This is a genomic window from Natrinema pallidum, from assembly GCF_005890195.1.
Classification (GTDB): Archaea; Halobacteriota; Halobacteria; order Halobacteriales; family Natrialbaceae; genus Natrinema; species Natrinema pallidum.
Window position 1 is genome coordinate 211,382 of record NZ_CP040637.1, and the last position, 20,345, is coordinate 231,726.

The window sequence follows — 20,345 nt, forward strand, 5'->3', positions numbered from 1 at the left end:
GAACTACTCGTTGCGAATGTCGAGACTGGCCGGATGCTCGTCCTGATGCCGTTCCTCGATCTCCGGATAGTTCTCGCGGATCCACTCCGCGTCCTCGCCACTCATCTCGGGATCGTCGGCGAGTCCATCGACGCCAACATCGAAGTCGCCCAAATCCGCCATCGGAATCGAGTCCGTAATCTGCTGGAGGAGACCGACAGACAGCACGTCAAGCACGTGCTCGAAGTACCCGGGCGCGAGCTGGCCCATCGTGGCCGGAGGGGTGTCGCCACCACTGTCGTACTGCTCACGCACGGGATCGTCCTCCGCAGCCACGTCGCGGTAGATGCGCCACCAGCGCGGCTGGCCATCCGTCTGCCGAAGGGAGCATGTCGGGCAGTAGTCCGCGTTGGCGTCAACCATCGTTCCACACCGCGGACACGGGTGCTGCTCGATGGGGTCGCCGTTGCCGTCCTCGCCGGGCTCGTATCCTTGCTTCCTCAAGATCCGCTCGGCTTCGTCAGTCTGCGTGACGTGTTCGTAGCGGCCGTGCATCGGCGTCCCTTCCTCCCAGTCCAGAATCTGCTCGATGTCATTCTTGTCGAACCGTTCAGAGGCTCGCATTTCGCTCGCCCTGCCGTGTTTGAACGCGTGAGGGCTGATGTTCTCCTCGTCGACACCGTCAGTGCGGCGGGCGATGCGGTACAACTGGGTCGCGATCGAGTGTGGGTGAAGGTGTTCCGAGGGATCGTCCTGCGGTCGGGTCGGGCAGAACAACGGAGCCTCGGGATCGTCAGCGAGCGGATGTTCGGCGAGCCAGTTGTCGAGATAGCCGCGAGCGAACGTGATCGGCTTCGCGCCGTGCCCCGCACCCTTGAGACCAGTAACGTGGTTTCCGGGGAGCCGAATGATCCCGTGACCATCCCCCTTCGGCTGCCAGTGCTTGATCTTCAGCGAGGAGAGGGCCGTCACCCGACATCCCGACTCCCAGAGCGTTGTGTAGAGGGCCTTGTCGCGGACGCTCTCCCCCTCGATGATGGCGTACAGGTCTTCCCGAGTCGGCACAGTGTCGATGTCGACTGCGGCGTCGTCGTTGCCGATCTGCGGGTAGTCGATCTCCGTGGCCGCCTCAACGCGGTCGTTGGCGAGGAAGAGGTTTCGCATCGAGAGACAGTAGTCACGCTCCGTGCCTTTACTCCACTCGCGTTCGATGGACATGTCCTCGATCAACTCGGTCACCTCTTCGGGATCGAGATCGAGGAGACGGTCAGGGTAGTCATCACGGCCCTCACGGCCTTTCCACGTGGTTCCCTCGTACTCGACTTCCTCAAGCCCCTCCGTCTGTCCTGCGAGAATTCGGAGATTACGGGCGTTGTTCCTGACGGTCTGCTTCCCCCACGAGTCCTTATTACGGCGATTCCGCTTCGGCGATGGGATGGAACCCCGGCGGCCTTTGCGGATGGTTTTGCGGATGTCCTTGCTGTTGGGGTCGGAGACTTGCAAGCGGACGCGTTCGACTTGGCGTTCAACGTACCGCTCGACGCGGCCCGGATCGCTCCCATCAGGCATACCGACACGGAATTCGATACTACGCCTTAAATGCCGGCATAGTAGGTCTAACAGCCTGCTACGCCTTCTTAGCGTACATACCCACTCCAATCCACACCAGTTCATCGAAGTGGTTGCGTCAGCCCTTTCACCACACGCCACATTTATTAGGGTATGACTGAAGCAAGCTCGCCCGCGCGGTCGCCGGATGGCCGCCTCACCCCGATGAAAGTGTCAACGAATTTTGGGTGGTAATGATGGCAGGAAAAGATCGCTACTACAACAAGGCGAAACAGGAAGGTTACCGGTCACGGGCAGCCTACAAGCTCAAACAGCTCGACGCCCTCGAGAACGTCATCGACCGCGGCGACACCGTTGTCGACCTCGGGGCCGCACCCGGCGGGTGGCTCGAGGTGGCCGCCGAGGAAGTCGGCCCCGAGGGGAACGTCATCGGCGTCGACTTCCAGCGGATCGACGACTTCGCTGACCACGACACCGTCGAGACGCTCCGCGGGGACATGACCGAGGACAAGACCCGCAAGCGGGTCGTCGACGCCGCCGGCGGACCCGTCGACGTAGTCGTGTCGGACATGGCACCTAACATGTCCGGCGAGTACTCGCTGGACCAGGCCCGTTCGCTGCACCTCGCGCGGCAGGCCTTCCAGACCGCCCTCGAACTCCTCGACAGCGGCGGCGACTTCGTCGTGAAGGTCTTCGAAGGGCCGGACGTCGACGACTTCCGGGCCGATGTCGAAGCGGAGTTCCAGTACGTTCGCGCGACCTCGCCGAAAGCCAGCCGCGACGAGTCCTCCGAAATCTACTTCATCGGGAAGGGCCGGCTCACTGCCCCGGTACGGTCGGGCGACGAACTCGAGGTCGAGATCGAAAGCGTCGGGGACGAGGGCGACGGCATCGCGTCCGTCGACGGCTACCGGCTGTTCGTGTCCGGGGCCGACGAAGGGGAGACGGTCGAGGTGCGCGTCGAAGACGTCAAGCCGAACTTCGGGTTCGCCCAGCGACTCGATCAGGATTGAAGCCGTGCCCCGCCGGTCGTCCCGCTCGTGCCGCGTGCTCCCGTTTCGGCCGCTGACGACCGCTATTCTTGCTCCCCAAGGCGGTCGTGTCGTTTGTCGATCTCGTCTAGGATATCCAGATTCTTCCTGATCGAGGATCGAATCGCGTCGCTGCGGTTGACGAACTTGCCGTCGTCGCCGACGTGATCGTCCAGATCGTCGAGGAGTTCCTGTGGGATTTCGACGCTGATCTTGGGCATCAGTCTGGCTGGGCGTTCGCAAGTCGCCGACTTAACAGTAGTCACTCGCACGGGTTCGGCAGCCGGCTTCGCCGTCGGGCGACCGCTCACTGCACCGGCGGCCGCCTGGGCTCCACATCACACCGAACGGGACTCCCAACTGGCACGTATCTCGAGCCGACCGTCACAGAAGGCGTGGGAGCCGTTACTCCGTGGCAGCGACGCCGGTGTCCTCGGCATCGGGCTCGGCTGCCGATCCGCCACCGCCGCCGAACAGCCGTCCGCCGGCGGTCAACACGTAGAGGATGGCGAGCCCGAGCAGGTAGGTGAGCGAGATCGGAATGGCGAACAGCAACATCATGAGGATTCCCTTCGGGCTGAAGAAGGCGGCGACGACGAAGATGCCGACCACAACCGGCCGCCAGCGCTCGAGCATCGAGCGGTAGCTGACGATGCCGCCGACGTGGAACAGGGCCATCGTGACGATGATGTTCAACAGGAAGCCGATGCCGACGGTGGTGAAGAGCACGAGCCAGAAGAAGCTCTTGATCCGGTAGGAGATGACCATCTGGTTACGGAGCCCATCCGAAACGAGATACGAAATGATCGACGGTGCGACCCAGAAGAATCCGAGGTAGGTCCCGACGGCGAAGCCGGCCAGCAGACCGCCGCCCCAGATGATGAACGTGCGACGGTCGCCGTAGACCAGGCCGCGCTCCTTGGCTGGCTCCCAGGCATAAAACAGGATCACGGGCAACGCGGCGACGAGGCCAGCGAGGGCGCTCACCTTCGCCTCGAAAATGAGCACCTCGACCGGATGCAAGGCGACGACGATATCTAACTGCTCGATGAGGCTCTGCAGGTACTCGCCATCGGGGATCGCGGTCGGATCAAAGTCTTCGCCAGCGACTTCATTGAGCACGTCTCGAGGTACTTGAGCGAGGAAGAGTTTGAATATCTCCTTGATGCCGCCCGAGTACAGCCAGAAGAAGGTCCCTCCCATGACGACCATGAAGAGCCCGACGATGCGGAACACCTTCGAGGTGAGGCTGTTGAAGATGAAGGCGATGTCGTAGGCGTAGCCGCCGATGTCGTCCTCGGTCGTCTCGTCCTCGGTGAACGGATCGAGCATGCCGGCGGCGGTGCTCGCGACGAAGCCACCCTCGTCCTCCTGGTTCCCCGCCGCTCCCGTCGCGGCCGCGCCTCCCGCTGCTGCCGCCGACTCGTCGTCCATCTCCTCGATCGTGTCGAACCGATCGAGGATCGCCTCGGCTTTCGCCCGGTCGTCGTCGTACATGGCCTGCCGGGAGTATTCGAGGGCCTGATCCTCGCTCATCGTCCGGAAGACCTGCGTCGACACGTCCTCGATGTCCTCGACCGCGAGCGTCTCGAAGTCGACGTCTTCGTGGGAGTTGGCCCGTCGAATGTCGTCCTGTCGCGGGTAAACGGGCTGTTGGAGCACGTGAATCGTGTAGCCGAGCAGGACGACGAAACCGACGCCGGCGGCGACGACCAGGCCGACCCCGATCTCGCCGAGGAGACCGTGTTCGATCACCATCGTCTCGAGGCCGGTCGTCCCGCTGGGTCGCAGCCACGACGGGAACGTGGGGTAGACCGACTCGCGGAGGTAGCCGAAGCCGCCTTGGCTGACCGCGGCGGTGGTCCCGAGAGCGACGACGGCGAGGACGCCGCCGAACTGGAGGAGACGGCGCTTCACGTGGGCCGTCCCCGTGCCGGGGGATTTCGCCGCGCCGCGCCGGCGGACGTTGGTGACTACCTTGGCCAGCCCGAGGCTGAACACGTAGAGGACGACCATCGGCATCGCCCACATGACCTGCGTAAACGGGTCCGGCGGCGAGAATAGAGCCCCGAAGACGACGATTCCGACGACGGCGTGTCGCCACTTGTCGCGGAAGGTCTCGTAGGGAACGATCTCGGTGTAGGACAACACGCCCATCAACAGCGGCAGCTGGGCGGCGAGGCCGAACGACAGCGTCAGCAGCGCCATGAACTCGGTGAACTCGGTAATGCCGTAGCTGGGTTTGATGCCAGCGCTGACGGCGTTTTTCGCGAGGAACCCGAAGGCGTACGGGAAGAAGATATTGTAGGCGTAGACGACGCCCGCGATGAACAACGACAGCGCCATCAGGATGAAGCCGGCGATGTAACCCTTCGAAATCGGGATGGCGCTGGTGTAGCCACGGCGGCGGAGCGCTTTCCGAGAGAAAAAGAGTAAGGCCGGAATCGCGACGATGACCCCTGTCACCATACCGATCTTCGCCTGGAGCAGGATCACTTCGAACGGCGTCCGGGTGATGACGTCGGTCGAGCCGGCGACAGTCTGGCCCATCTTGGCCGTCGCGGTCGCCTTGAGGAAGTCCCAGACGACCACGCGCAGCGCGTAGAAGGAGCCGACGAAGCCAACAAGAAAGACGATAAACACCTTCTGAAGGTGCTGTTGGGCACCCGAGAGTAGTGCGCCGATCGTCTCCCGGCCGTTGTTGAGGGCCTTGGCAGTGTCTTCGTCGACGGCAGAACTCATTGGATACACGGTAACTGACATCCAGTTATCAACCTTTCGAGTGGGTACCCGGTTCGAGGGCCGCTCGAACGACCTTCTCGCTTTTCGATGGGGGTCCGTAAGAAAAAGGCCTATAACCAGCGGCCTATCAATATCCTGTAGATGTCGGACGAACCGGACGATCGCGATGCCGAGGGCCCCCGAGAGCCGGGTGATGACCCTGACGAGCGACGGTCAGTCGCGTCCGGCTCCGATTCCGACCCCACCGATTCCGGAGACGGGCTGACTAAGATCGACGACGCGGACGGCCCCAGTCTCGAGACCGACGGCGAAGGCGTCGTCAGCGATCGGCACAACCCCGAGCCGACCTATCCCGAGCGCGACGACGATATCGGCGGAATCTCGACGCCGCCGGACGACGAGGAGATGCCGCTAGCGGACCACATCGAGGAGATGGTTCTCCGACTGGCGGTCGTCCTCCTGTTCGGTGCCGGCGGGACGGCGATCGGCCTGCTGTGGGCCTCCGATGCCATCGAATTCGTCTGGTTCACCGTCTTTCCACAGGGTGGTGACGCCCCGCCGCCACACCTCTACAACCCGCTCGAGTTGTGGTTGACGCGGATCAAGATCTCCTCGCTGTTGGGGATCATGATCGCGTTGCCGGCGTTCGTCTACGAGTGTTACCTGTTCATGCGGCCGGGACTGTACCCCAACGAGCGCAAGTACTATCTCGCGGCCGTGCCGACGAGCGTCGTGTTGGCGGCGGGCGGGATGGTGTTCTCGTACGTGCTGGTGTTGCCGCTGCTCTTCGAGTACTTCACGTACTACGCGGAGGGGAGCGCGGAGATCGCGTACGCGCTCGGTGATACGTTCAATCTGATCATCACGTTGACCGGCTTTCTCGCCATCGTCTTCCAGATCCCGCTGTTCATCATGCTGGCGATCATGATGGGCGTGACGACCCGTCGCTGGCTGGCCCAGAAGCGACTATACTTCTGGGCGGCCTTCGCCGGCCTCTCGTTTATGTTCACGATCGATCCGACGATGATGGCTCCCATCCTCGTCGCCGTCACGATGATCCTGCTGTTCGAAGGAACGTTGCTGATCCTCAAGTGGGTCGGACAGGAGTAATCGCGCGCCAGTCCCGTCCCGTTTTGCCGATGTGCGTCCCCGTACCGAGCAGCCACACCGGCAGCGATGTGGTGACCGTTCGGTCGCCGATCGGGCCGTCCACGTCGTATAATGGCCTTATATTCACCCTATCCGTTCGCATATCGCGGACTCCACCGCCCTCGGACTGCAAAATTCGTTATCCGTAAACGATTATGGTTTAGTAGTTGTGTCCGTTCTCCTATCCCGTGTATCAGTGAATGATAGTCAGCCGTCTTCCCTCATTCGGGTGTGGTTGTAACTCACGCATCCTCGTTCGATCCGATACGGCGGGGTGGCCGCCGTGACCGATCTCGTGCCGACGACGTGCATGCGGTGTGCGGTCGGCTGCGGGCACGTCCAGCAGGTCCCCGACCGGGGGTACGGGCTCGAGAGCGTCCGCGGCGATCCCGGACACCCGGTCAATCAGGGGCTTGCGTGTCAGCGCGGCGTCAGCGAAACGGCCAGCCCGGATGGCGAGTGGCTGACCCGGCCGCTCGTTCGCGAGGATGGCGGACTCGTGCCGACGACCTGGGAAGCGGCGCTTCAGCATGCGGCCGACGGGCTCGGCACCGCGCTCGCCGACGGCGGCGACAGCGTCGCCGTGCTGGGCAGCGGGCAGCAGACGAACGAAGCCGCCTACGCCCTGGGCAAGCTCGCCCGCGGCGGCTTCGGTACGCGGTACTACGACGCCAATACGACGCTGTGTATGGCGTCGGCCGTCACAGCGTACTACGATGCGTTCGGGAGCGACGCGCCGCCGCCGACCTACGACGACATCCCCGAGGCCCAGCGCCACGTCGTCTGGGGTGCGAACCCCGCGGCCGCTCATCCGGTCATGTTCCGCTGGATCCGTCAATCGGCCCAGCGGGACGACTCCGAACTGATCGTGGTCGATCCCGTCCACAGCGAGACCGCCGCGGCCGCCGACCACCACGTCCCCCTCGAGCCCGGTGGTGACCTCGCGCTCGCCCGCGCCGTCCTCGCTCGCGTGATCGAGACGGACGGCGTCGCCGAGGACTTCGTCGCCGAGGCGACGGTCGGCTTCGACGGACTCCGCGCGGACCTCCTCGACGCGGCCGTCGCCGCCGAGATGGCGGGCGTCTCGATGGACGACGTCGACCGCCTCGCGGCGGCGCTCGAGGAGCCGACACTGCTCTACTGGGGGATGGGAATCAACCAGAGCGTCAACGGGACCGCGGCCGCGGGCGCGCTGATCGATCTGTGCCTCGCGACCGGCAACCTCCGGCCGGGTTCGGGACCGTTTTCGCTGACCGGACAGGCCAACTCGATGGGGACCCGCGTCTGCGCTTCGAAGGGAACCTGGCCGGGCCACCGGCCGTTTACGGAGGGGGACCACCGCCGGGAGGTCGCCGAGGCGTGGGACGTGCCGGTCTCGCGGTTGCCGGACGAGCCGGGCCCGGGGCCGGTCGGCATCGTCGACGCGATCGGCGACGACGTCGCGGCCGTCTACGCGGTTGCGACCAATCCCGTCGCGGGCATGCCCGATGCCGCGCGCGTCCGCGAGACGTTCGCTGACGCGTTCCTCGTCGTTCAGGACGCGTTCCACAGCGAGACGGTCGACTACGCCGATGTCGTCCTGCCCGCGGCGACGTGGGGAGAGTCCGAGGGGACGACGATCAACATGGAACGGACCGTCTCCCGGGTGCGAGCCGCGACGGAGACACCCAGCGGGGTGCGGTCGGATCTCACGCTGATCGGCCAACTCGCCGATCGCCTCGTTCCCGGGCTGTCCGACGGCCGGCCGGACCCCGAAACGGTTTTCGACGAGTTCACCGCGCTGACCGCGGGCACCCCGGCCGATTGTTCGGGGATCAGTTACGACCGTCTCGAGGCCGAGACGGCGGTCCGCTGGCCGACACCGGATGCCGACGCGTCGGGCGGCTACCGGTACTACGAGGCCGACGGGAACGCACCGGACGATGTCGCATCGGAATCGGTCGATCCAAGCTGGTCGTTCGACACGCAGTCGGGCCATGCGCGATTCTCGACCGGTGAGGCCCGCCCGCTTCCAGAACCGACGGACGAGACGTACCCGTTCACGCTGACGACCGCCCGCCGCCCGGACGCGTACAACACCGGCGTTCGGACCCGCGAGGACGGACCGCCGACGGCGCGGATCAGCCCGGCGACGGCAGCAGCAGTCGCGGCTGAACTCGAGGCCAGAACTGACCGCGAGACCGGCGACACCGACCGGTACGCTCGCGTCGTCTCTCGGCGGGCGTCGGTCACCGCCAGACTCGAGGCCGACGAGGCGATTCCTGACGGGGTCGTCTGGCTGCCGATCCACCACCCCGAGGTGAACGATCTCACGCTGTCCGATGTCGACCCGCGCTCGAACGAACCCAATTTCAAGCAGTGTGCAGTGCGCCTCGAGCCGCCGCGGGAACGGGACGTCAGGGCGGTCGCGGAAGCGAGCGCCTGAACGCCGATGACGTGATCGACCCCCGAATCAGCGTCAGACCTTTGAGTTCAGGCTTGTCCGACGATCGACTCCGCCGCTGTTTTGCGTGCCGGGTTCCGGTTTGCCCGCCTGTCGGTTCGAACCCGCTGGTGGACGCGTCCCTCGCGCGCGGCCGCCAACTCCGACCGGAACACTGCACCGACCTGCCACACGGGCGGACGAACCACGCCGGCAGCGCTTGAAATACCCAATTCCGAGCCCGTTCGACTCGCGATGTACGTCCTTATACAGACCATATTCCATTGGAGATGACACGTCCGCCCCTGAACCCGGCACAAAAACAAATATATGTAAACGATTATGGTTATATAGTTTAGGAACATGGGATTGAAACGTGTATTACGGCATGTTTGGAATCCAAATCCGGCGTTTCAACCCCGATCGTACGGTCGTCGAGGTGGGTCCCGATGGCGCATAACAAAGAAGCGCTCAAGGAGGGCTGTTACGGCGACGACGTTCGCGAGCACATCCTCGAGTTCGCGGCGAACGGCGGCTACGAGGCGATCCCAGAGGACGAACGCGAGACGTGGTTCACCCGATTCAAGTTCTGGGGGCTGTTCCACCAGCGCGACGGGCAGGAGTCGTATTTCATGATGCGGCTGACTAACGCCAGCGGCGTTCTGGAGCCCGGCCAGCTCCGGGCGATCGGCGAGGTCGCCCGCGAGTACGCCAACGGCCCCGTCGCGAACCCCGAGTTCGGTAACGGCTGGATCGACCTGACGACGCGCCAGTCGGTACAACTCCACTGGCTCGAACTCGCGGACGTCCCCGAAATCTGGGAGGAACTCGAGTCGGTCGGCGTCCACTCCCGCTCGGCGGGCGGGGACACGATGCGCAACATCTCGGGCTGTCCGCTCCATGGCAAGGCCGAGGAGTTCGTCGAGGCCGGCCCGCTGCTCGAGCGCTTCGAGGAGGAACTTCGCACGGACGACGCGCTGGCGAACATGCCCCGGAAGTTCAACATCAGCGTGTCGGGCTGTACGGTCGGCTGCGCACAGGACTCGCTCAACGACATCGGGTTCGAGCCGGCGACCAAGGAGATCGGGGTCTCCGGCGAAGCCGGAGGCTCGTCGGACTCGTCCGACGGTGGCGAGGAGGTCCGCGGGTTCAACGTCCGGATCGGCGGCGGGCTCGGGGGTCGCCAGCCCCGCGCCGCGACGCCGCTCGACGTCTTCGTCCGCCCGGAGAACGCCTACGAGGTCGGCCGTGGCTTCGTCGAGTTGTATCACGACTACGGCGACCGCCAGAACCGCTCGAAGAACCGGGCGCGGTTCTTCGCCGAGGACTGGGGGATGGCAAAGATCCGCGAGACGCTCCAGGCGGAGTACGTCGACTTCGAGATGCACACCGCGGGCGAGGATGTCCGCGAGGAGTACACCTACAACGCCGGGAAACCGGTCGAGGCGGGCCAGCACGACCACGTCGGCGTCGGCGACCAGAAAGACGGGGGAAACTACGTCGGCCTGAGCGTACCCGTCGGCCGGCTCCCGGCCGAAGACGCCATCGAACTGGCCGATCTCGCCGACGAGTACGGCTCCGGCGAGGTCCGGCTCACCCGGCGTCAGAACCCCGTCATCGTCGATGTCGCGGCCGACGATCTCGAGGCCCTACTCGCGGAACCGCTGCTCGAGACGTACCCCGCCGAACCGAGCCCCTTCGAGCGCGGCGCGATGGCCTGTACGGGAACGGAATTCTGCTCGATCGCACTGACCGAGACGAAAGCGCGGATGGCCCGCATGCTGCGCTGGTTCAACGAGAACGTCGAGTTGCCCGACGACGTCGGCACGATCAAGATGCACTACTCCGGCTGTACCGCGGACTGCGGGCAGGCGATGACCGCCGATATCGGCCTACAGGGGATGCGCGCCCGCAAGGACGGCGAGATGGTCGAGGCCTTCGACATCGGCGTCGGCGGCGGCGTCGGCGAGAACCCCTCCTTCATCGACTGGGTGCAACAGCGCGTGCCGGCCGATGAAGCGCCCGGTGCGATCCGGAACCTGCTCGAGGCCTACGCGGCCCACCGGGCGTGCGAGACTCCGGAGGAGTCTCGGGAGGACGGCGACAGCGAGGCGCGAAGCGCCTCGAGCCGTGCGAGCGGGCAGGGCCCGCGAGCAGAAGCCGTCCGGGGCCAGTCGTTCCGCGAGTGGGTCGATGCCACCGCCGAGGAGCAACTCGTCGAGTTCTGTGTGCCCGAGGAGACGGACTTCGAAGCGCCCTACATGGCCGACGCCAAGCAGTCGTGGTACCCCTTCGCCGAGGGTGACTCCGCCGCGGCCCCAGCGGCCGACGACTCCGCGGCCCCATCGGACGACTGAGACGCCGACGGCTCCGCGCTTCCACGAAACTCAGCCCGTGTCCTCGAGCGTGTCTTTATCTGTTCCCGGATCGTACTGTCTCCGATGCCCGAAGACGTACTCTTCAAATCGGAAACCGATCGGAGCCGAGCCGAAATCGCGTCGCTGCTCCGTCGCGTCGCGGACAACTTGGAGGACGGCGAGTCGATCACGCTCACAGCGGGGACCGACTCCGTGACGCTCGAGCCGCCCGCCCGGCCCACCTTCGAGGTCAAAGCCGAACGGGAGGGGCCGGCCGACGGCCCGGGCGAGTTGAGCGTCGAGTTCGAACTCGAGTGGGACGAAACCGACGGGACGGACGACGGCGGCGACGCGCTCGAAATCGAGTGAGGCGTCTTCGAGTCGTGTTCCGAGGTTGGGGCACGGAAACTTGCGACCGCGCTCGAGCCGGCGGTCACCGATGCTTGCGGGTCCGCTCGTAGGCGTAGTCAAGCGCGTCCTCGAGCGAGCCGGGGCCGTCGTAGCTGGCCGAGAACAGGTCCATGAAATGGCCGGCGATCCGGGTACACCGGTCGAACATCAGGACGGTTCTAACCCGGACCGTCTCGGAGAGATCGAGCCCCGGATAGCTCGTCGCCGTCAGCGCGTAGCCGGGATGATCCTCGCCGTCGAGCGAGGCGGGCGCGACCTTCAGCCGCAGATCCCCTGACTCGTGGAGATATGTCCGATACTGCAGTTCCCGATCCGTGTCGGCCGGCGTGTACGTCCGGCACGTTTCGGTCGTCCACTCGGGCGGCACGTCGGTTTCCATCGATCACTGATACCGACCCTATCGATACGTTCGTATCGCAACGAGCAATATTATCGAACGAAGGTCCACACACTCTACCAATGGTGGGTTCTCCGTGCGAAACACGGTTATATTTTGGCTGCCCGTTTCTATTCGCGGCTATAATCCGACCGATCGGCGAATCCACACGCGCTCCGACAGTCCGTTCCGCCGACGGTTCCGCCATCTTCGGGAGCGCCCTCGAGTTTCGCCTCGACCGCCGTCACGGACTCGGGTCGAACCCGACGGGCAAAAGCGCGTTGTCGTCGGCACGGTCCCGACCTCCGGCTGTCTACCCGTGGCGCTGTCCGCGGTCGCTCGAGCCGTCGACGGCTGTTCCGATCGTCCCAGCCCCACCCGCCTCCGGCGGTCCGTTCACGGCCATGACGGGGCCACCAGTAAACAGCGTGCCGGACGGTTAAGACGGCGTCCGTGGTAGAAGTGCCATCCGGACTACTATGGCTGTCTCAGATCGATTGGGGCGACTGCGTTCGATCACCGGTACGGAGGGACACACCAGCGATGTCGACGACGACTCCCGCGAGGTACACCTCGCCGACGCGGTTGCCCGCGGGATCCAGGGCGGGTTCGTTGCGACGCTGATGATGACTGCGTTCCGACTCCCGCTTCTCCGATCGCTGCCGCCGTCGGCGAACTTCTGGTCGCAGTACATCGCCGATGGCGAGCCGGACGACCACCCGGTCGCCGGTCTCGTCCTCCATCTGCTCTACGGCGTCGGCTCGGGCGCGCTCTTCGGCGGACTGTTCTCCCTGTATACCGCCGGCCGGTCCATCGAACCCGAAGGGCGCGGGCTCGTCTGGGGCTCGATCTACGGGATGGTCCTGTCCGCGTTCGGCGTACAGGTCATGCTGCACGCACTGCTCGATATCCGTCTCGAGGCCGACGAACTCGCGTTGTTTCACGCCGGCCACCTCGTATACGGGCTCTCGCTCGGTGCCTGGGTCGGGTCCCGCACCGAGGGTGTCGAGAACCCCGACCGGGAGTACGAGTACGACGACGGCAACTAACCGTCCGCCTCGCTCGGCTCGTCGTCGAGGACGGCTTCACGGTGGGTGTCACCGCGACGCTTCAGACGAGTGCCAACAGGAGCCAGATACCAAGCGGCACGCCGACGGCCGTCGCCGCGGCCGCGCGAGAGAGGGCCGCCGCTCGTTCGAGCCCGCCGGTGAGGAGACACCACTGCCAGAGCACGGTAAGGACGGTCGCGGCCGCCACGAACGGCTCGATCGGAGCGAGCGCCGACTCGAGGACCGCCACGCCCCGCTGGGGATCGGTGATGGTCACGTCCGCGAGGGCGAGGCGTAACGCGAGGAGTCCGACGCCCAGCTGGAGGAACTCCGGGAGGGCGGCCCAGCCGGCCAGCGCGACCGTCCCGCGGACGGACGGCGCGCCGCCCGCGAGTCGCGCGGCACCGAACAGGACGACGCTCCCGAGTGCCCAGAGGACGAACGGTACGATCACCGCGAATCCGAGGTAGTCAGTTACCGCCTCGGAGACGAGCATCCCGGCGTCGCGGTCGATCGTGGCGGGTTCGTCGCAATTGTCGACCGGCAGGCCGGACCCGTGTTGTTCGCAGGCCCACTCTGGGGGCCGGTCGGGGTTGTCCATCGTTACCGTCGCGTCCATCGACCCGGCGAGCATCGACCCCACCGCGACGGTCGAGAGCCCGAGGGCGACGGCCAGACCGACCACGAGAATCAGGGCGATCGGGAGCGTCGTCGCGGGGTCGTGCTCGTCGAAGAACGCAGCCGGATCGCGGAGGAACAGGGGGAACGATTGCAGGGCGGATCGAACCATCGATCCCAGCTACTAACATCGCATCAATAATGCTACTGGTCGGTCGACGGGGAGCCGACGGCGGCCCGGACCGATCGCGTTGTGACTGCAGGGGCCGCGTCGATCCCCGCCGGAGCACTTCACGGACCTGCAACTCCCCGTGTCGATCCGGACGGCAAACGCAACAAGAACGCCCTGCGGACGGCGAAAAGCGGCGGCCACGGCGTCGGCGTGGTCGCGGACCTCGATGACGACAAGCGAGCGGCTATCGAGGCACTGATCGACGACCTCGCGAACGAACGCTTCGAATCGGTCGCGTTCGGCGACTAAGCCCGGAACTCGCTGGCAAGTCCGGGACGCGATCCGCTTATTCCGGCTCGAACCCGCCGACCAGGTGCTCGAGGGCGAACAGGGCGATCGCGCCGAGTGCGGCCCACGCGGCCGTCAGCGCGATCGTCTCCGTGGTCCAGGCGTGCATGTCCCCGATGTTGTGCAGGGGAGCGGGGACCGAGCCGGCGATGAGACTCACCAGAAAGACGAGGGTCAGCCCGCGGTTGCGGGCCAGCGCGGTGCGGACGACGCGGGCGATCGTAACGAGGCCGACGGCACCGCCGACGACGAACAGGGCGACGGTCGTTCCCGGATCGATCACGGCCGCGACCGAGCCGCCACTGAGTAGGTCGCTGATCGCGTGGACGAACGCGCTCAACTCGCTCGAGAGGAAGACGTACTGGCCAAACAGGATCAAGAGCAGCGAGCCGGACACGCCGGGCAGGATCATCGCGCTGACCGCGATCGCGCCGGCGATGACGATGACGACGGGTCCGCTGCCGGGGAGGTGGACGACATCGGCGGCGACCAACAATGCGAGCGTCGTCCCCACGATCGCGGCACCGATACGGGTCGGCGAGTCGAACGCGAGGCTCCGGCCGAGCGTGATCGCCGAGGCGGCGATCAACCCGGTGAAGAAGCCGAACATCGCGATCGGGTTCGATTCCGCGAGCGACGAGACGAGTTCGGCGATGAGGACGACCGAGGTGATCACGCCGACGCCCAGCGGGAGCAGAAACTGCAGGTCCATTTCGAGGAGCGCTTTCCGTGCTCGTGGCCGGTTCTCGCGCCGGTAGCCACGGAGCACGGCGATCGCTCGGCGGGGCGTGAGCGCGGTGACCGCGGCGATCAGTCGGCCGTAGAAGCCAAGCAGGAGCGCGACGGTCCCGCCAGAAACGCCCGGGAGGGCGTCCGCGGCACCCATACAGAGCCCGTAGCCGTAGGTTCGCAGTAGTTCGAGGCGATCGACCGCGATGTCGGATCGCTCATACTCCATGCGTTCGCTCCTGGCATAGCTGCCTCGAGTCGCGGACGGGTCGCACTCGACGCCGCCGGGTCGCACCCACCGGACGGGGCTGTCGTTTCGGCTGCATGCTCGAATGGGCGACGTGGGGGCGTATAAAAGTGCGACAACGCCGTCAGCGCGCGTTGCTCGCCGACCATGCTCCCGTTCCAGGCGGGTCGTCTCGGCGATCGCCGACAGCGCCGGCCGCTGTGGCGGTCGCCTCCGGGAAGCATGTGCCGAGCTATCACTTCGGTCACGAACCGCCGGGGCGGGAGGTTTTTCTCGCTTCGGTTTGATACGCACCTCGAGACCATGGACCTCGAGTCGATTCCGGGCGTCGGCGAGAAGACGGCCCGAGCGCTGTCCGAACTCGACGATCCCGAGCGCGCGCTGCGGACGGGCGACGTGGCGACGATCGCGACCGCGCCGGGGATTTCCCAGGGCCGGGCCGCCCGGATCGCCCGCGGCGCGATCCGACTCGAGCACGACGATCCCGGCGGCTTCCTCGCGACCGACCGCGCCCGCGAGGTCTACCGGACGGTTCGCTCGCTGCTCGAGGCGCGGACGGTCACCGACTACGCCGCCCAGCGACTCGCGACCATCTATCCGAGTCCCTGCCGGTCACGCATCGCGGAAGTGCAGGCGTTCGCCCGCGAAGCCCTCGAGCGCGATCCCGACCCCGACGTGCTCGCGGCGCTCGAGGGGGTAGCGCCGCTTCGGGAGCCGGGCGACGTGCGGGTTCGCGAGCGATGTCTGGCGACGACCGACGCCGAGCGCTACAGCGAGGCCCGGGAGATGATTCCGGAACTCTCCGTCGAGGTCGTCGAGGACGCGCAGGGGTTGGCCGAACTCGCGCGTGGGTACTCGACGGTGATCGCCCTCGACGAGTCCTTCGCCGGCGTCACCCTCGATGGGGATGTGCAGGTCCGACCCGATGCCCTCGAGACCCCGGCCGAGGTGGTCCCCGAGCGGCCGCTCGCGTTCTTCGCGCGCAACCGCGACCGACTGCAGGCCGCCATCGCGGTCCACCGGGCCGCCGATCTCGAGGCACCCTGCGATCTCGCAGCGCTCGAGGACGGTCTCTCGCGGCTGACGGAAGACGGGACGGTCGCGGGCGACGACGAACTCGACCGGTTGACGACGGCGATCGACGACCTCGACGCGGCGGCGAGTGCGGCCGAGGGCGTCGCCAACGATCAGCTTCGGGGGGCGATCCGCGAGCAGGACGTGACGATCGAGGGGTCGGACTTGCTGTCGCTGGTCGAGCGCGGGGCCGGCGTCGACTCGCTGCTGTCCCGCGAACTCGCCGACGAGTACGCTCGCGCGGTCGCGGCGGCCCGCGACCACCTCGTCGACGCGCTCGATCTCGACCAGGGGGAAAGCGAGATCGCTCGCCGCGCGTTCAGCGACGAGCCGACGTTTCCGGTCGAGCGCGACGAGGACGTGATCGGCCGACTGCGCGAGGAGTTGACGGCGGCCAAGGAACGGCGCGCGGGCAGGCTCAAACGCGACCTCGCGGCGGACCTCGCCGACCGGCGCGAGGGGGCTCGCCGACTCGTCCGTGACGCCCTCGAACTGGATGTCGAACTCGCGATCGCCCGCTTCGCCGACGACTTCGCGTGTACGATGCCGACGGTCGTCGAACCGGCCGCTATCGAAGACGAGACCGCCGCGGGCGTCGGCTTCGCGATCGAGGGCGGTCGCTCGCCCGTACTCGACGAACCGCTCGAGCGAATCGATCCCGTCGACTACGAGGTGTCGGGCGTCGCCCTGCTCTCGGGGGTCAACAGCGGCGGCAAGACCGCCACGCTCGATCTGGTCGCGAGCGTGGTCGTACTGGCACATATGGGGTTGCCCGTCCCCGCCGAACGCGTCCGACTGCGGCGGTTCGACGATCTGCACTACCACGCGAAGACCCAGGGGACCCTGGATGCGGGAGCGTTCGAGTCGACCGTCCGGGCGTTCGCCGATCTCGCACAGGGCGGCGAGGGCTCGCTCGTCCTGGTCGACGAACTCGAGAGCATCACCGAACCCGGCGCGTCGGCGAGGATCATCGCGGGCATCCTCGAAGCGCTCTCCGAAAACGGGGCGACGGCGGTGTTCGTCTCACATCTGGCCGACGAGATCCGCGAGATGGCCGACTTCGACGTGACCGTCGACGGGATCGAAGCCGTCGGACTCGTGGATGGGGAACTCGAGGTGAATCGCTCGCCGGTCAAAGACCACCTCGCGCGGTCGACGCCGGAGTTGATCGTCGAGAAACTGGCGGGCGAACACGACAGCGCGTTCTACGGGGCCCTGCTGGAGAAGTTCGAGTAGCGGTCGCGTCTCGGCCCGGCCGACTACGGGGCCGCCGACGGATGGGGGCTCTCGCCGATCACGTCGAGCGCCCGCTCGAAGGCGGCCTCGGCGTCCTCGAACTCGCCTTCGTGCGTCCACTCCCCGTCCGGAGTGGCGGTGTAGACGTCGAACCCGCCGCCGCGGTACTCGTGGCTTTCGACGTACAGTTCCGCTTCGACCGTCCCGTCGTCGACGAGGAGCCAGATACCCAGTTCCTTGCCGCCCTCGAGATCGCGTCGCCGGGACCAGTGCATGGCTCGAGCTACGAGGCCGAACGCCGTATAACCGGGCCGGGGCCGCCGCTGGCGCGGATCGCCCGCTACGCTGTTTCCGGCCACTTGGCGAGGACGTCTAGCTGGTGGGCGAGGTAGACGAGGGCTTCCGCGTCGACCTGTTCGTGACGGGCCGCCGCCCACGCGCCGACTCGCTCGGCGGCTATTGCTCCGTCCGCCACGAGCGCGGATTCGATGGTGTCGACGATGTGATGGAGGAAGTACGCTTCGTCGCCCTCGTAGCCGCCCTCGGTCGGCCGGACCACCCAGTCGGAGCCGCCGGCCGCGACGATCCGGCCACCGGTCGCCGGGACCGCCATGAGGAGGTGGCGGCCGGCGGTGCTGTCACCAGTCTCGCCGCCGACCTTCTCGGTCGTGTCCATCCGGCGGTGAAACCGCCGTTCGATGCGGTCCTCGAGATCGGCGTCGACCGGGGGTAACAGCGACGTCACGCCATCGAACGTGATCGGGAAGTAGGCGATTCCGCCCGGGCAAAGCCCGTCGGCGATCGTTTCCAGCGCCGCCCGTACGGCCGTCAGATCGAGGAAGGCCTGGGCGACGACGACATCGTAGGCCCCCGCGTGAGCCGCGAGGTGGGCGAGCGCGTCTTCCACGCGGAACTCGACTTCGAACGCCGCTCCGTCGCGGTCGATGCGGACCGGCTCGCCCGAGCGGTCGGGTTCGCGGTTCCGATCCGCCGCGCGGTCGGCGATGCGGTCAGTCGCGGCGTCGACGAGGGTCGGGTCGGCGTCGATGGCCGTATACCGAACCTCGGTGTCGGGCGTCCACTCGAGGACCGTTTCGATCATCGTCCCCGTCCCGGCACCGATCTCGCAGAGTTCGACGGGCTCGTCGATCGCCGCGAGCGAACGGCGGAACGCCGCCGCGACACGCCGATTCCGGGCGCGACGGTCGACGGTCCGTTTGGCGTCGAGGTAGCGCCGAAACGAGTAGCGGTCGGGCTCGGTCACGTCTTTCCCTCCTCGGGTCGCGGCGTCGTAACCTCGGGCGTCATGGGGGCACCCTCGCGCCGTCGCGGAGTCGAGTCGTCAACGATGCGACGCGGTCGACGGTCTCGCCCCAGGTCGGATGAGCGTCGTAGGCGTCCCGGGCGGTACGTCCCATCTCCGCGAGGCGATCGCGATCCGTCGCGAGCGACCGTATCGCGTCCGTCACGGCCCGCGGCTCGCCCGGTGGAACCAGTATCCCCGTCTTTCCGTCGGTCACGACCTCGCTCGCGCCGCCCGCGGCTGCGGCGATCGCCGGCAGTCCGAACCCCATCCCCTCGAGGTAGACGATGCCGAACCCCTCGTAGCCGGAGGGGACGGCGAGGACGTGGCTCTCACGCAGCGTCGACGCCAGCGCCGCGTCGGGCTGTCGGCCTGCGACCGTCACCGACTCCGCGACGCCCAGCGCGTCGATCAGCCGGCCGATGCGCCGGGCGTACTCCGGATCGACCGTCGGGTCGCCGACGACGGTCAGGGTCCACTCGTCGGCCGGGCGAGCGGCCAGTCCTCGGAGCAGCGTGTGGAGCCCCTTCCGCTCGACGAGCGTCCCCACGAAGACGAGTCGCAACGGGCCGGAATCGTGAGCGCGCGTCCGGATTCCCGCCCGCGTGATATCCGGCTCGACGTGGTCTCTGCCGGGGTACGCGACGACGCCCTGCGTCGGTCCGACGAGCGCCTCGACTGTTTCCCGGGTGGTCTCGCTGTTGTACACGAACGCGTCGACGGTCTCGAGATAGCGCCGCTCGATCGCCCTGTAGCACGCGTTTCGCCACGCTGCCCGGGGCTCCCGACACCGGAGGTGGTGGACGACCGAGACTATCGGCGTGGCGTCGTCGCGCCGGCGGTTGTGTCCGACGAGCGACGGGTGACAGAGTTCGTCTTGCAACAGCACGTCGACCTCGAGCGCAGCCAGTTCGGCGGCGATGTCCCTGGAGACGTTATCGACCAGGTTCGCCCCGTAGCGCCCTCTCGGGATCGTGACGACCGTGACCTCGTGGCCCCGGTCGCGAAGTCCCGCCACGAGCCGTCGATCGTAGCGATAGCCGCCGGACGTTTCCTCGAGTCCGTCGTAGACGATCACTCCCAGCCGCATCGAATCAGACGCTCGCAGCGTAGGAGGCGGCCGCCGCGTCCTCTTCCCACGTCGTCACCGCGACGGCGTCGAGACGGTCGGTCTCGATCCCGTCGGCGACCCGCTCGGCGAAGCACCGCGAGAAGTGCTCTACGCTCGGATTGCGCCCCTCGAACTCCGGGAGGTCGTTGAGCGTTGCGTCCCGGTAGCGGTCGACCAGCGCGTCGACGACCGCTTTGAGGTCGTCGATATCGACGAGGTAGCCGTACTCGCCGAGCTGGTCGCCCTCGACCTCGACTTCCACCGTCAGGTGATGGGAGTGGAGGGCTCCTTCGGGACCGGGTTCGGGGACCGTGAGCCAGTGTTGGGCGACGAACTCCCGGGTGACTGTCACCGTATACATACCCCGTGGGACCACGTATGGCAACTAAAACCTGGGGTGGGACGAGGCGAGCACGACTCGA

General features: G+C 66.6%; 18 protein-coding genes. 8 read left to right on the plus strand and 10 right to left on the minus strand.

The genetic code is table 11. From position 1 onward, the window contains the following. Nucleotides 1–3 precede the first annotated feature (3 nt). Nucleotides 4–1,548, minus strand: coding sequence for a site-specific integrase (locus FGF80_RS00995; protein ID WP_175416962.1), 1,545 nt, complete (start codon nt 1,546–1,548; stop codon nt 4–6). A gap of 236 nt (nt 1,549–1,784) precedes the next feature. Between FGF80_RS00995 and FGF80_RS01000 the strand changes: the two genes are divergently transcribed. Continuing rightward, complete coding sequence (locus tag FGF80_RS01000; RefSeq protein ID WP_138651709.1) at nt 1,785–2,561, plus strand: 23S rRNA (uridine(2552)-2'-O)-methyltransferase; 777 nt, start codon at nt 1,785–1,787, stop codon at nt 2,559–2,561. A gap of 62 nt (nt 2,562–2,623) precedes the next feature. On the opposite strand, the gene FGF80_RS01005 is transcribed toward FGF80_RS01000, so the two are convergent. Together FGF80_RS01005 and FGF80_RS01010 are read right to left on the minus strand one after the other, a co-directional pair. After that, nucleotides 2,624–2,800, minus strand: a complete 177-nt coding sequence (locus tag FGF80_RS01005) for a hypothetical protein (protein WP_006185141.1) — start codon at nt 2,798–2,800, stop codon at nt 2,624–2,626. Between the two features lie 184 nt (nt 2,801–2,984). Beyond that, a complete protein-coding gene (locus FGF80_RS01010; protein WP_138651711.1) occupies nt 2,985–5,321 on the minus strand; it encodes a twin-arginine translocase subunit TatC in 2,337 nt (778 codons plus the stop codon). A 141-nt stretch (nt 5,322–5,462) separates the two neighbouring features. Between FGF80_RS01010 and tatC the strand changes: the two genes are divergently transcribed. The 4 genes from tatC (at nt 5,463) to FGF80_RS01030 (ending at nt 11,618) form a co-directional block, all read left to right on the plus strand. Further along, nucleotides 5,463–6,431, plus strand: a complete 969-nt coding sequence (gene tatC / locus FGF80_RS01015; protein WP_006185143.1) for a twin-arginine translocase subunit TatC — start codon at nt 5,463–5,465, stop codon at nt 6,429–6,431. 322 nt (nt 6,432–6,753) lie between these two features. After that, nucleotides 6,754–8,895: an assimilatory nitrate reductase NasA gene (gene nasA, locus FGF80_RS01020; RefSeq protein WP_138651713.1), complete on the plus strand. Its 2,142-nt coding sequence runs from the start codon at nt 6,754–6,756 to the stop codon at nt 8,893–8,895. A 446-nt stretch (nt 8,896–9,341) separates the two neighbouring features. Next, nucleotides 9,342–11,249, plus strand: a complete 1,908-nt coding sequence (locus FGF80_RS01025) for a nitrite/sulfite reductase (protein ID WP_138651715.1) — start codon at nt 9,342–9,344, stop codon at nt 11,247–11,249. An 84-nt stretch (nt 11,250–11,333) separates the two neighbouring features. Beyond that, nucleotides 11,334–11,618: an amphi-Trp domain-containing protein gene (locus FGF80_RS01030; RefSeq protein WP_006185146.1), complete on the plus strand. Its 285-nt coding sequence runs from the start codon at nt 11,334–11,336 to the stop codon at nt 11,616–11,618. Nucleotides 11,619–11,682: 64 nt separating this feature from the next. Here the strand turns inward: FGF80_RS01030 and FGF80_RS01035 are convergent, their stop codons facing one another. Next, nucleotides 11,683–12,039 carry a hypothetical protein gene (locus tag FGF80_RS01035; protein WP_006185147.1) on the minus strand — a complete coding sequence of 119 codons (357 nt, stop codon included), beginning with the start codon at nt 12,037–12,039 and terminating at the stop codon, nt 11,683–11,685. A gap of 476 nt (nt 12,040–12,515) precedes the next feature. On the opposite strand from FGF80_RS01035, the gene FGF80_RS01045 reads away from it, so the two are divergent. Further along, nucleotides 12,516–13,085, plus strand: a complete 570-nt coding sequence (locus FGF80_RS01045) for a hypothetical protein (protein ID WP_138651719.1) — start codon at nt 12,516–12,518, stop codon at nt 13,083–13,085. Between the two features lie 61 nt (nt 13,086–13,146). Here FGF80_RS01045 and FGF80_RS01050 read toward each other — a convergent pair whose 3' ends face one another. Further along, on the minus strand, nt 13,147–13,875 hold the full coding sequence (locus FGF80_RS01050; protein ID WP_138651721.1) for a YIP1 family protein: 729 nt from the start codon (nt 13,873–13,875) through the stop codon (nt 13,147–13,149). A gap of 81 nt (nt 13,876–13,956) precedes the next feature. Here FGF80_RS01050 and FGF80_RS01055 point away from each other — a divergent pair, with 81 nt between their 5' ends. Beyond that, nucleotides 13,957–14,184: a hypothetical protein gene (locus FGF80_RS01055; RefSeq protein WP_006185151.1), complete on the plus strand. Its 228-nt coding sequence runs from the start codon at nt 13,957–13,959 to the stop codon at nt 14,182–14,184. Between the two features lie 37 nt (nt 14,185–14,221). On the opposite strand, the gene FGF80_RS01060 is transcribed toward FGF80_RS01055, so the two are convergent. Beyond that, nucleotides 14,222–15,181 (minus strand): DUF368 domain-containing protein, encoded by a 960-nt coding sequence (locus FGF80_RS01060; protein WP_138651723.1) that lies wholly within the window; start codon nt 15,179–15,181, stop codon nt 14,222–14,224. A 321-nt stretch (nt 15,182–15,502) separates the two neighbouring features. Here FGF80_RS01060 and FGF80_RS01065 point away from each other — a divergent pair, with 321 nt between their 5' ends. Next, on the plus strand, nt 15,503–17,509 hold the full coding sequence (locus FGF80_RS01065; protein WP_138651725.1) for a MutS-related protein: 2,007 nt from the start codon (nt 15,503–15,505) through the stop codon (nt 17,507–17,509). A gap of 23 nt (nt 17,510–17,532) precedes the next feature. On the opposite strand, the gene FGF80_RS01070 is transcribed toward FGF80_RS01065, so the two are convergent. From FGF80_RS01070 to FGF80_RS01085, 4 genes are all read right to left on the minus strand, one after another. After that, the gene (locus FGF80_RS01070; RefSeq protein WP_006185154.1) at nt 17,533–17,784 is read right to left on the minus strand and encodes a hypothetical protein; all 252 of its coding nucleotides are present in this window, start codon (nt 17,782–17,784) and stop codon (nt 17,533–17,535) included. 65 nt (nt 17,785–17,849) lie between these two features. Further along, nucleotides 17,850–18,773 carry a class I SAM-dependent methyltransferase gene (locus tag FGF80_RS01075; RefSeq protein WP_138651727.1) on the minus strand — a complete coding sequence of 308 codons (924 nt, stop codon included), beginning with the start codon at nt 18,771–18,773 and terminating at the stop codon, nt 17,850–17,852. Nucleotides 18,774–18,813: 40 nt separating this feature from the next. After that, a complete protein-coding gene (locus tag FGF80_RS01080; protein ID WP_049908015.1) occupies nt 18,814–19,902 on the minus strand; it encodes a glycosyltransferase family 4 protein in 1,089 nt (362 codons plus the stop codon). Between the two features lie 4 nt (nt 19,903–19,906). After that, entirely contained in the window at nt 19,907–20,284 is a 378-nt protein-coding gene (locus tag FGF80_RS01085; RefSeq protein ID WP_138651729.1) for a 6-pyruvoyl trahydropterin synthase family protein, read from the minus strand. Nucleotides 20,285–20,345 lie beyond the last annotated feature (61 nt).